Below are 12,484 nucleotides of genomic sequence, written 5' to 3'. Positions count from 1 at the left end.
GTTAATTTGCAAAAAACATATATATTTAAAACATTCTAATTTAAAAAGGAAGTAAAATAATTATTCTACTCCCTCTTTTACTAATCAAAAAATCTTATACCCTTATAGATTTACAATAGTCTATTATACAACTCCAATCAGTTTCTAACCTAATTATATCTTCTTCAATTAATTGTGAACCCCGTTGCACTTCAATGATTTCAATTTCAGTAATAGCTCGAATTGCATGCTTAGCTGCGATCGGAACTTCGAGAACATCTCCCGTATTTATTTGGAATAATTGATCATTTAACACGAATTCCCCTGAACCTTTTATTACTGTCCACACCTCACTACGATGATAGTGTTGTTGATAACTTAAATTTTTACCTTTTTTAATACAGATGCGTTTAGTAAGCGTTTCAATTCCCTCTTCAAATTTTGTATAATCTAATACTTTGTACCAACCCCATCGACGTTCTTCATACATAGGACGGTTATCAAATTGTCCAATTAATTCTTTTATACGCGGACTTGCATCTTTATCAGATACTAGTATCCCATCTGGACTAGCAGCAACAATTAAATTATTACTCCCCAAAACAGTAACTGGTATGTCCAATTCATTAATTAAGTGTACATTCGTACTATCCTCACTTATAATCCCTTTACCAAGCAAGTTTGTTCCCATTTCTTCTGTAAGAGTGTTCCAAGTTCCTAAATCTTTCCAATAACCTTCATAAGGTAAAGCAACAATGTTTGCTGTTTTTTCTACTACCTCATAGTCAAAACTAATTTTCTGAAATTTTTCAAATTGATTTGAAAGTTTCTGATAATCTAGAGGTAACCCAAGTGCTTTAACCTTAGATATGATATATCCTAATTTAAATGCGAATACACCACAATTCCACAGTGCAGATTGATTAATAAGAAGTTTTGCTTTATCAGGTGTTGGTTTCTCCAAAAAATGTGCGACGTTAATATAGTTATTTGTTTCTTGACTATTTTTTGGAACAATATATCCATATTTAGAAGATGGATAAGTTGGTTTAACTCCCATCAATGCTATATCAGCATTTGTCTCATCAAGTAGCATTTCTAAATCTGTAATCCTCTTAAAAAAATGATCGTCAACATAAGGATCTACTGGTAACACTCCCACAACTTCTTCTAAATCTATATTCAATTCAGAATAAAGATAAACTGATGCTAGTGCAATTGCAGGAAATGTATCACGTCTTGAAGGCTCTACAATAAGAGGTACTTCTAAGTTCAGTTGATTCTGTAACATTTCTACTTGACTTTTACTTGTTGCAATAACAGTAGATTGATCTAAATTAACCTTTTTTAGTTGTGAAAACACACGTTGTACCATGGAGTACAACTTCTTATTATCATCTTCTAAAACTTTTAGAAATTGTTTCGAACGTGCATCATTAGAGAGTGGCCACAACCTTTTACCAGAGCCACCTGATAATAGAACTAATTTCATAATAATTACACCTCTACTGAAAAATTTTTTTCGTTTTTTTACTTTCTTGAAATTTTTCTTCTACAAATGTGGAAAATTCATTTCTAAAACGCTCAGGAGAAAACTTTACCGCATTTTCACGACATGCTTCGGAACTAAATAAATTATATTTTTCATCAAAAATTCTTATCGCTTCAATAATAGATTCAGCACTTTGTTCATAGAAAAACAAACCTGTTGGAATTTTTGAGTGATCTAACCCATTAACAGTTTCTAAAGAACCACCTTTACCATATGCTATCACAGGTGTACCACAGGCTTGTGCTTCTACAGGTGTAATACCAAAGTCTTCTTCCGCTGCAAATACAAACGCTTTTGCACGTTGCATATGGTCTCTTAACACTTCAAAAGATTGATATCCTAGAAAGAGGACATTTGATGTGGCTTTTGCTTTAATTTTTTCAAGGTCAGGTCCATCCCCTATAACAACTAGGTTTTTATCTGGCATCTTGCTAAAAGCCTCTACAATAATATTAACCTTTTTGTAAGGTACCATTCTTGATGCAGTTAAATAAAAATCCTCTTTTTCTCCACCCAATGTAAATGCAGAAACATCAACTGGAGGATACATGGTGACAGAATTTCTACGATAGACTTTCCATATACGGCTACCAATAAAGTTCGAATTAGATAAAAAATAGTCTATTCCATTTGCAGTTCGATAATCCCAATCACGTATTTTATAAAGCATTATCTTAGCTAATAATCCTTTAAAACCCTTACTCAAACCAGATTCCTTAAGATATTGATGTTGTAAATCCCAAGCATATCGAATTGGAGAATGTACATAAGATATATGAACTTGATCAGGACCAGTAATTACTCCCTTAGCAACTGCATGTGAACTAGAAATTACAACATCATATTTTGATACATCTATTTGTTCTATTGCAAAAGGCATTAATGGTAGATAGCTACGATATTTTTTTTTTGATAATGGTAGTTTCTGAATCAATGAAGTAGTTACTTTTTTATCTAATATAAATTGTCTGTTTCCTTCTGGTATATAATCTACAATACTAAATAAATCTGCCTTTGGATAAACTTTTAACATTTCTTCTAGTACTTTTTCAGCACCAGCATACGTTACTAACCAATCAACTACTATTGCTATTTTCATTTAATTAGCACCTCTTCCATTACTTTAATGGTTTCAGTAGCACAGTTTTCCCATGAAAACAGCCGTGCCCTTTCAATTCCCTTCTTCTTAAGTTTAATTTTTAAGTTACCATCTTTTATTAACTCAAGCATCTTTTCAGCAATTTCTACAGAATTAACTGGGTCTATATAAATTGCTGCATCACCACAAATCTCCGGAAGAGAAGCCCTATTAGATGAGATAACCGAACACCCACAAGCCATAGATTCAAGTGGTGGTAAACCAAACCCTTCATATAGGGATGGAAAAACTAAAGCCTCTGCATTTTCTACATAATTTTTTAACTCTTCATCATCTACAAATCCTGTAAAATGTACTCTATCACTTAAAATTTCTGCTTGATTTATTACATCAGAATCACCAGTAATAAAACCTTCTTTTTTTCCTATTATTATTAAGTTATGTTCTACTTTATCTTTCAATAAAACAAAGGCTTCAATTAATTTTTTTAAGTTTTTATGTGGCTTTATATTTCCAACATATAAAAAATAAGGTTTTCTATGCACTCTTTTTGATTCAGACTCTTGAAACCAAAATTTATCGACTCCATTATAAATAGTATACAAGTTATGCTGACCATTGTTTACTAGCCTTTTATACTCATCCTTTGTAAAATTTGAGACACAAATAATCTTTTTAGCTTTCCTTGATATTCTACTGAATATCGATTTAACATATACTTTTCTTAATAATCCATGCATGTATTCCGGGTTTGCCAAATGAAACAAATCATGTATGGTTACTAATAGCTTACCTTTATAAAACATAGGAATATTGAAATGTGGTGACCAGAACATATCTATTTCTTTAGGAATTAATTTAATAAAATCCAATTGTTCTTTTAATGAATAAATTTTACTGTCAAATTGAATAATATTTATCCTAATATTTTTAAAATTTAATGCCTTACTGATTTCATCTTTGTCTCCGAATAAAACTATTCTTTCATGCCCAAAATGATTAACAATATACGGAACAATATTTTTAAGATAGGTTCCAATCCCTGAAGAATTAACCATCCTCAGGTCAATTCCTATTTTTTTCATTTGAATTCTCCTCAGCTAGTTTGTTTTGAAAAAAATAAAATAACATCAGGCAACAATAATATAGTACTTAATTCTATAAAAATTTCTTGTAGAACTAAACGTAAACAAAGTGGCAAAGTTGAAAAGAAACAACTTCCAAATAGTAAAATTAAGCCAATTAATTTAAAGGGATTTCGGCAACATATTATTGTTATTTAAATAATTTAATGATGATACAAAAAAATCTTGATATTTTCATCTAATATATTTAAGACAACTTTTCATGTTTATTATTTTTTCTCTAAAGATTCCTGCACTATCTTAAAAAAAGACTCTCTAAAAGAAATAAAAGATAATTGCTCCCTAGCAAACTCTCTTGATTCTTTACCAATACTTGCCCTTATTCTGTCATTTTTAATTACCTCTTTAAGTTTATTAGTTAAACTTTCTACTGATCCTGCCTTATGAAGTATCCCATTTCTCATATCAATAATTATTTCTTTTGCACCACTATTATCAGAGGCTACCACTGTACATCCTGCATGCATTCCTTCTAAAACAACTGTTGGAAAAGGATCCCTTTTAATTGAGCAATGTACGAGAAGATCTATACTTGATAATAGATTATGAATATCTGTTCTACTTCCCAAAAAATTAATTTTAAGTTCTGGATAATCACCTATAATTTCTCTAACTTTGTCTTCATAACCATCTTCAACAAATGGACCTATTATCCAATATTCTAATTTTTTATATTCTCTTAAGTTGATAGCAGACTTAAAAAGTATATGTAACCCCTTCCATTCAGCAAGAGCCCCTATAAACCCTATAACAATTTTATCTTGATCGACTTTTCTTGGTAATTGGTTTAACTCAATTCCATTATGAATTACTTTTATTTTATTTTTGTTATAATTCAATTTCACTAGATCATTCGCTACATCATTGGATACACAAATTACTTTTGTTACTTGTCTTCTTAATAATTTTGCTATTATTCTCACTAATCGATCTTCAGAATAATAATCATGGACATGTAAAATAATGTGTTTTTTAAGCATATATGTAGATATTACAACATAAAGTAAAGACGGTATATTATTGACATGTATATACGAAGGAGCATATTCTTTAATATATTTTCTCATGTATGGTAAAGATTTTATGACTGCAATTAATTTGCTTAATCGAAAATTTTTTCTTTCAAGGGAAACTAGTCCTTCCATATATTTAACCTTAAAATCTTCTTTTTTAAAGTATTTCTCTTGAGGCTTACTACCTGTTAAAACAACTGTTTTATTTTTATTTTCACCATATAAAAGACTAGTAATTTTTTCAGCTCCAGAAGCAATTTTTCCTTGAGTAACTATTAATACTTTCATAGGATTCCCCTTATATATTATAATTACAAATACTTCTAAATAAATAACTATACTATTTATTCATTTTTACTTCCTCATAAAAATCCATAACTTCTTTTTTTATATTTGACCAATAAAACCTTTTCGATTCATTATGTGTATTTACTCTTAGAATATTATACTGATCAGTGTCCATTCTCTCAACATCTAAAAGTTCATTAATAAGTTCTTGCTCAGAATCAAATAATCGAGTAGTTGAAAGAGCATAATCTTTAATAGCTTGCAAATTAGTTGCAACTGTTGGTACTCCAAGTGCATGAGCCTCTAATAAAGCATTATTAGCAGTTGCAAAAGTAACAGGTAATAAATGAACATGGCTATTTTCTATAATACTTATATACTGATCTTCTTCTAAATACTTATAAACTTTCACATTTTTATTATCTTTAAATTCTGAAATACGACTTTTCTCTAAACCTAGCATATGAATTTCCCAATTTTTAGATTCCGATTCTATAAACTTCAACAGATTGTATATTATATTGTAATCTCTAAAATTTGATCCAATAACTACAATCTTAAAATTATCCTTTGGTATTTTTAAAGGCTTGGAAGTTAGCTCGTTAATACCATGTGGTATAAACTTGATATTTGAATTAGGTAAATATTCTTTAAGAAGATCTGCCTGATCTTGGCTTAGTGTAATAATACCATCTAACTTTAAAAAAGCATGATATCTTAATTCCCCAATAAAACTTCTTTTACTATTTTTTTCCAACCACTCTACTGGTAAATGGACTGTTGCAACGTTCACTCTTTTTTTAGAAACACTAACCAACAGATGATTTTCCGGATATATATAATGGATTAATTGATGTTCTTTATATTTAAAAGGGATTAATATGTCATATATTAATAAATTAATTTTTCTCTTAAATGAGCCAAACTCACTATTTCCAAATAAATATCTATTAGCATTCAGATATTCATCTGAGATTAGTGGCACTATATGATGATACCCACTTGAATGCGAGTGGTGTGGAAAGTTAAAACCACAACATAAAACTTTATTTATTGATAATCCCAAGATTCAATCTCCCTTTCTAAATAGTAATGTTTTTATTTTTTTACTCATAAATAAAACCCTAAAAAACTTTGGATAATTATGAAATAATGGGCACAAAGGGGATTTTTTATTATTAATTTTAATATGCGCCTTTCCTAACAATAACAAGTAAAACAGTATTTAATAAAATTTTCATATCTAATTTAAAACTCTGATGATCAATATAATAAAATTCCAAATCTGCACGTTCTGGATAACCTACATCACTACGTCCACAAATTTGCCAATATCCCGTAACTCCTGGTCTTACTGTTAGAAACTCATTTAAACGAAACTTATATTCTTTTAATTCTTCTTTGACAACTGGTCTAGGCCCGACTAAACTCATATCACCTTTTAAAACATTTATTAATTGAGGTAACTCATCTAAGCTAGTCTCCCGTAAAAATCTCCCTATTCTTGTAATACGCGGATCCTCATCTGGCTCTAATTTATAATTATTTTGTAAATACTTATTATAAAGGTCAATATCGCTTTTTAAAACTTCCTCTGCATTTACAATCATGGATCGAAATTTATAAATTTTAAATTCCTTCCTATTTTTCCCTATTCTTTTTTGACAAAAAAATATAGGTCCCTTGTTATCGCCAAATAAATATAAAATACAAATAATTAAAAAAATAGGCGATGTAATAATAAGACCAATTAGTGCACCAATTATATCTATAGATCTTTTAGTAGCTAGATAGAAATTGCTTAGTTTTCTGTATTCAGGTTGCATATCATTTAATTGAACTTGGGTCAATATTCTTTTTTCAGAAACTTTTCCACTCATATGATCGCCTCCACTTTTAGTACTTTCACCTCGAAAACTATGAATAATTGAATAACAAATAAATTTTATATCAATCAAATTTAAGCATTCGCCCTTTAAATAAGATATATTTTTACTATTCTGGTTATTTTAATATTACTACTATCTTATTTTTGCATCTCAAGGTTTTTTCACTAACACATGTTCTCTTAAGTGATATTTTCAAGCATGACTGGTGAGTATTATACTAGTAACCTGTTATTTGAATAACCTATAGTAAAGAAATAAACTACAATGTTACTTTATATAATTTTAATAACTATAATACATGGATTAACTTAATTTATTATATTTTTTATAGCTTTCTATATTAATATTAAATTTATAATTATTTAAAAAATCCCAAAAAACTTTTTCTTTTTAATTGGTTGAGGTAATTCTTCTAAAATGTTTTTATTCCATTGACCGATTCTGAATTTACTATAAATAGGCATATTGTATTACGAATCGCTCCTCAATTAAGTTATATGCCTCATTGATTTTGAATGTTCAACTGAAAGTATTATGTGCATCTGAAGCAAAAAAATGGGTTAAGTTATAGTCAATTAGCTGTTCAGAAAATTTTTTTATTATTTCCCCAAAATATCCAGCGATACTTGCTGCAGTTACTTGAGAAAGAGCACCATTCTTTACTAATTTGTAAAGAAGATCTGGATTTTCTTGCAATTCCTTATTCCGTTCTGGATGAACTATAATTGGATAATCCCCTCAGTTTGAATATTATACAATAATCTCTCAGCATATCTCTGAACATAGAAAGAAGGAAATTCAACAAAAAGATAATCAGTATGAGAAAGAGTTAATATTTCTCCATTTTGGTAACCTTCTACTATATCTCCATATATTCGTACTTCTTGGTAGGATACTTAACGAAATATTTTCATCTTGTAATCGCTTATTGAAAATTTCCATATTTTGAACAATCGATGCTTTTTCATTTTCATATTTATTATTGTGATGATGAGGTGTGGCAATTATTGTCTTAATACCCTCGCGAACTGCTTCCCTTGCCATTTCTAAACTTTCTTCTATTGTTGTTGGTCCGTCATCTACACCAGGCAATATATGACAATAAATATCAATCATTACTACACACCCCTTCCTCTTTTCTTCTAATGTTTAACAACCTTTTCTCTCTAATAATATTAAATTACCACCCTATTAACTTTCTATAAAATAGATTTATTTAGTGAATTTAATATAATATTAATTTGTTCCATAATAATAATAGTTGCCTTTTTTTTCATGTTTTTTATTGTTTAAGACAACCCCTAGAATCTTTCCGTTTGCAGCAGACAAAAGTTCTTTTGTTTTTAGTAAGGAATCTTTTTCGGTATAACCACTGCTTACCACCAGCAATGTCCCTTGGCACACATTTGCCAAAATTTGTGCATCTGTAACCGCAAGCACTGGGGGAGTGTCAAATAATACAATATCAAACTCTTCTAACGCCTGATCCATAAAATGTTGCATTGCCCTTGATCCTAGTAATTCAGATGGATTCGGTGGAATCGGTCCACTTGGCAGAACATATAAATTCTTCTCATCATTGACATGAACTGCTTCCTTAAGCGCGGTTTGATTCGTTAACACAGATGTTAATCCTGAAGTATTAAGCAAATTAAACGTATAATGTACAGTTGGTTTTCTTAAATCTGCATCTACTAAAAGTACTGTTTTTCCTTGTTGGGCAAAAACTACCGCTATGTTCGCAGCGGTTGTTGATTTTCCTTCTCCTGGACCTGATGATGTAACCATTAAAGTTCGAATTTCCTCATCCACACTAGAAAACAGAATATTCGTACGAATCGTGCGGTACTGCTCAGATATAGGAGATTTCGGATCCATTTTTGTAATAAGTTTTCTTTTACTGTCTAGTAATCTTTTTTTACTGACTTTATTATTTGCTGCCAACCAAATCACCCCTGCTTCTGCCACTACTCGTTTTTAACTTTGCTTCTTTGCTTTCATCAATTGTTGTAATCGCTCCTAATACCGGCAATTCTAATAAACTTTCAATATCTTGTTCTGTTTTCACTGTATTGTCTAGGTATTCTAATAAAAATGCAAGACCCACACCAATCATTAATCCAATTACTGCTGCAATTGCAATATTTATTGGAGGATTCGGACTTACTGGAGATTGATTTTCTTGATCATTAGCAAGTGGAAGAATACTTACATTATCTACTTTCATTAATTTTTTAATTTCTTTTTCAAATACTGCTGCGGTTGTATTTGCAATTTCTAACGCGAGTGCTGGGTCTGAATCTGTAACTGAAACTGTCATAATTTGCGAATTCTGTGTACTCTCAACAGTAACTTTGTCATTTAATTCATCTACGCTTAAATTTAGATTCAGGTCACTTTTAACACTATTTAAAATAGCTGCACTTTTAATAATTACACTATATGTATTTATTAACTGAATATTTGTTTGTACTTCATTGTAATTGTAAATAGATTGGTCATCTTTTGCTTGATTCACAAGAATTTGGGTTGATGATTTATATTCTGGAGTTAAAACAAAGTAACTAATTACTCCGCTTATAATCATTGCAATCAATGTAACGGAGATGATCATTGCTAACCTTTTCTTTACTGTCTGAACTAGTTCTTTTAAGCTAATAGTTTCTTCCATGATTTCCTCCTAAAAAAAATTAAAAACATACACATTATATTATAAAGGATTGCTAAAATTGTCTAGACTTGTCATAATTTTAGTAGAAAAGTTTTCTCTTTGATTTCTACTTTAGCAAGTTTTTTACATTTTTAACAGCAATTTTTTTATAAAGGTTAAAATTTCCTATGTAATTACTTTGTTTTTCTATTATTCACTTGAATTGATTAAACTAATTTATTATAGGAGGATACAATGAAAGCAATCATCATTTCTTTACTTGCTATTATTCTAGCTATTGTTTTAATTTTTGGAAATATACTATGGGGAAAACAGCAATCAAGTCCGTCTCCAATTAAAAAAACAGAAAACTATAAAAAGAATACTGTCCCAACTAGTTCGGGCACCCCTTTCAGTTTAGATTATTATTTGAGTATTACTGATGCTTGGCCAAAAAATGCAAAGAAGCAGTTGGAAGCAAAGCTACAAAAGAATCAAAACTATCATATTTTGCTATTAGGTTCTGAAGCAATTGGTGATAATAAAACTGGCTTATTGCCGATCATAAAAGAAAAACTAGCTTCGTCTTATGATCGATATGTAACGATTGAAAGCATAGTGTATGATGGAACTTCTACGGAGTATGTGGAAAATGATGAAGTAGCAAATTTAATTCAGAAAAAACCAGACATGATTATTTTTGAGCCTTTTACTTTGAATGATAATAATGTTGTTGGTATGGATGAATCTCTTTCCAATATTTCTAACGTTATAAGTGATACACAACAAGAGCTTCCAAATGCAACTTTTGTGCTGCAGCCGCCTAACCAAGTTTATCATGCCAATCTTTTCCCATTACAGGTAGATGCATTACAAACCTATTCAGAAAAACACCATATCCCTTACCTCAATCATTTAGAAAGCTGGCCTGCTGGTGATAATGAAGACTTATTAAATTATGTAACTAAATCGGGTGTTATTACTGAAAAAGGATATGAAGTTTGGAGCGACTATATTACTAACTTTTTAGTAAAAGAATAACGGGCGGTATTGCTCGTTCTTTTTTTTCACAATTATCGTTCTTTATAACGTACATTTATCATATCACCAACTTTTCTAAACGTAAATAGGGAAAAACCGATTATTTTCAAGAATTTTAGCTTTATTAAAATGTAAGCGATACCAAGTTTCTTCTATTATATATCTCTTTTTGGATTTTAATTCAACTTCCTTTTAGATTCATAAACTAAAATTGTTTTTTATAATTAAAATTAACTTGTTGGAAAGATTTAATTTTCATCAAATAATATGATTAATACTGATTATTAAAGATAAATATTCAATTATTTTTAGCCTTCTAAAGGAACCGGTTCCGAGTTTCTTCCATTATATATACTTTTTCTCACTATGCCTATTCGTTTTTTATAGTTGTTCTTAATTTGTATGGATAATCATGAAAACACCAAACTATCTTATTAACTTTTTGGACAGATTTGATTTTTCATTAAAGAATATTATTACTTCTTTTTCACAGATTATAAAAGTTAATGTTTCAATTTTATAAGTTTTTAGGGAACCGGTTCCGAGTTTCTTCTATTATATATGCATTCAGTATTTAACATCCCATAACTTGATCCAAATTCTCTTTCAATTTTGTTTCTAAAAATCCCTTACTTAGTTATGTTGTCAGATCATTAGGATGATAAATAAGAAAAAGTACTACACAAAAAAAATGATTAATTATTTTATTAATTTCATTGTAAGTTCAACTATAGTTTTTTTGGGGAATAAGGGAGATGAGAACGTTTTGAGGATTTGCTGTACCAAAATTATGAGAGTGTAATGTAATCTTTCAAACCAATTAAGAGAAAGTTTGAAGCAACAAATTATATTGGCTAGAGGATATTTATTATTGCATGATGCCAGTTATAAAGAGGAATTTTCTTAAAAGACGGGAAAGCGAGTAGAAATGAAATTAAGTTCTTTAATTGGGGATACAGATGCTTTCATGGATGGGGTGATTAGAGTGCAAAATAGGAAGGGGTATTATTAAAGTCTTTCCTGTTTTTTAACAAGAAGGAGTAGACAATGACCTATTAAATGCAAATTGTGATATATAAAGGACACATCTAACGAGTGCCCTTTATAATAATTTAGCAATAATTACAATAGCAATAATCCATAATGGTATGGTAATAACTAATCCTGAAAAACAACCTTTCAATATGCTCTTATGCTCATTTTCCATCATTCATCACAGTTACCCTTTGCTTTGCATCTACTCTTTTCATCTTGTAGTAGGCAACAACTTTTTGTTCCTTTGTCGTTAAGTAGCCGCATTTCCTTCTGGTAGCATTTTTTCTTTTATTTTTTCTGTTCATTTTCCCCTCCTAAAGTAATCGTAGAGAGGTTATGTAATTATTCGGCACCTGGCAAGCATAGTAGATAGACCTTAGCCCCTATAGTTTTGCGACACCATCTTTCAATGATGTTGCCTTTTCGTACGAGTAATTTTTCTATAATTTATTGTTACTTACATAGTACCATAGACACAGATAATAATAACAAGTAAACATGCATATTAATCAGAATATTCAGATTTTATATATTTTATTTGTTTTATACTTTAATTTATTTCTCCTTTGTCTACCTAAACATAAAAAACCTACAAAATCTTTTGCCTTTAAATGAAAACTTTAATAGCTATCATTTGAGAAATATCCTAAAGGTTTATTTTCTGTTAAACCGTCTATATAATAATAAACCATTAAAGGAGGTTGTTTAAGATGGTGAAAAGAGATGATTTAAAAAACAAAACGCTCGAAAGAGTAATAGGCACTGTTAAAAATGAAAAGTAAGTGCTAAAGAG

General features: G+C 29.7%; 10 protein-coding genes, 1 pseudogene and 1 riboswitch. Of the genes and pseudogenes, 1 reads left to right on the top strand and 10 read right to left on the bottom strand.

Annotated features, from left to right (window positions below; genetic code table 11):
- Positions 1-94: 94 nt before the first annotated feature.
- The 9 genes and pseudogenes from ACTYBU_RS17765 to ACTYBU_RS17725 form a co-directional block, all read right to left on the bottom strand.
- Positions 95-1,471, bottom strand: coding sequence for a sugar phosphate nucleotidyltransferase (locus tag ACTYBU_RS17765; protein ID WP_445491756.1), 1,377 nt, complete (start codon positions 1,469-1,471; stop codon positions 95-97).
- A gap of 13 nt (positions 1,472-1,484) precedes the next feature.
- Positions 1,485-2,630: a glycosyltransferase family 4 protein gene (locus ACTYBU_RS17760; RefSeq protein ID WP_445491754.1), complete on the bottom strand. Its 1,146-nt coding sequence runs from the start codon at positions 2,628-2,630 to the stop codon at positions 1,485-1,487.
- A complete protein-coding gene (locus ACTYBU_RS17755; protein WP_445491753.1) occupies positions 2,627-3,715 on the bottom strand; it encodes a glycosyltransferase family 4 protein in 1,089 nt (362 codons plus the stop codon). Before ACTYBU_RS17755 ends, ACTYBU_RS17760 begins: the two co-directional genes overlap by 4 nt.
- Positions 3,716-3,984: 269 nt before the next feature.
- Positions 3,985-5,076: a glycosyltransferase family 4 protein gene (locus ACTYBU_RS17750; protein ID WP_445491751.1), complete on the bottom strand. Its 1,092-nt coding sequence runs from the start codon at positions 5,074-5,076 to the stop codon at positions 3,985-3,987.
- 52 nt (positions 5,077-5,128) lie between these two features.
- Entirely contained in the window at positions 5,129-6,142 is a 1,014-nt protein-coding gene (locus tag ACTYBU_RS17745; protein ID WP_445491749.1) for a glycosyltransferase family 4 protein, read from the bottom strand.
- 118 nt (positions 6,143-6,260) lie between these two features.
- Positions 6,261-6,902 carry a sugar transferase gene (locus ACTYBU_RS17740; protein WP_445491832.1) on the bottom strand — a complete coding sequence of 214 codons (642 nt, stop codon included), beginning with the start codon at positions 6,900-6,902 and terminating at the stop codon, positions 6,261-6,263.
- A 425-nt stretch (positions 6,903-7,327) separates the two neighbouring features.
- Positions 7,328-8,081, bottom strand: a pseudogene (locus ACTYBU_RS17735) (tyrosine-protein phosphatase).
- A gap of 120 nt (positions 8,082-8,201) precedes the next feature.
- The gene (locus ACTYBU_RS17730; protein WP_445491830.1) at positions 8,202-8,843 is read right to left on the bottom strand and encodes a CpsD/CapB family tyrosine-protein kinase; all 642 of its coding nucleotides are present in this window, start codon (positions 8,841-8,843) and stop codon (positions 8,202-8,204) included.
- A 52-nt stretch (positions 8,844-8,895) separates the two neighbouring features.
- Positions 8,896-9,636, bottom strand: coding sequence for a YveK family protein (locus tag ACTYBU_RS17725; protein ID WP_445491748.1), 741 nt, complete (start codon positions 9,634-9,636; stop codon positions 8,896-8,898).
- A gap of 234 nt (positions 9,637-9,870) precedes the next feature.
- Between ACTYBU_RS17725 and ACTYBU_RS17720 the strand changes: the two genes are divergently transcribed.
- Positions 9,871-10,656, top strand: a complete 786-nt coding sequence (locus tag ACTYBU_RS17720; protein ID WP_445491746.1) for a hypothetical protein — start codon at positions 9,871-9,873, stop codon at positions 10,654-10,656.
- Positions 10,657-11,852: 1,196 nt separating this feature from the next.
- On the opposite strand, the gene ACTYBU_RS17715 is transcribed toward ACTYBU_RS17720, so the two are convergent.
- Positions 11,853-11,996 (bottom strand): hypothetical protein, encoded by a 144-nt coding sequence (locus ACTYBU_RS17715; protein WP_445491744.1) that lies wholly within the window; start codon positions 11,994-11,996, stop codon positions 11,853-11,855.
- Between the two features lie 40 nt (positions 11,997-12,036).
- A riboswitch (cyclic di-GMP riboswitch) is annotated at positions 12,037-12,121 on the bottom strand.
- Positions 12,122-12,484 lie beyond the last annotated feature (363 nt).

It is taken from the genome of Niallia sp. 03133 (assembly GCF_052663225.1).
This window is presented reverse-complemented; position numbering and strand designations above follow the sequence as displayed.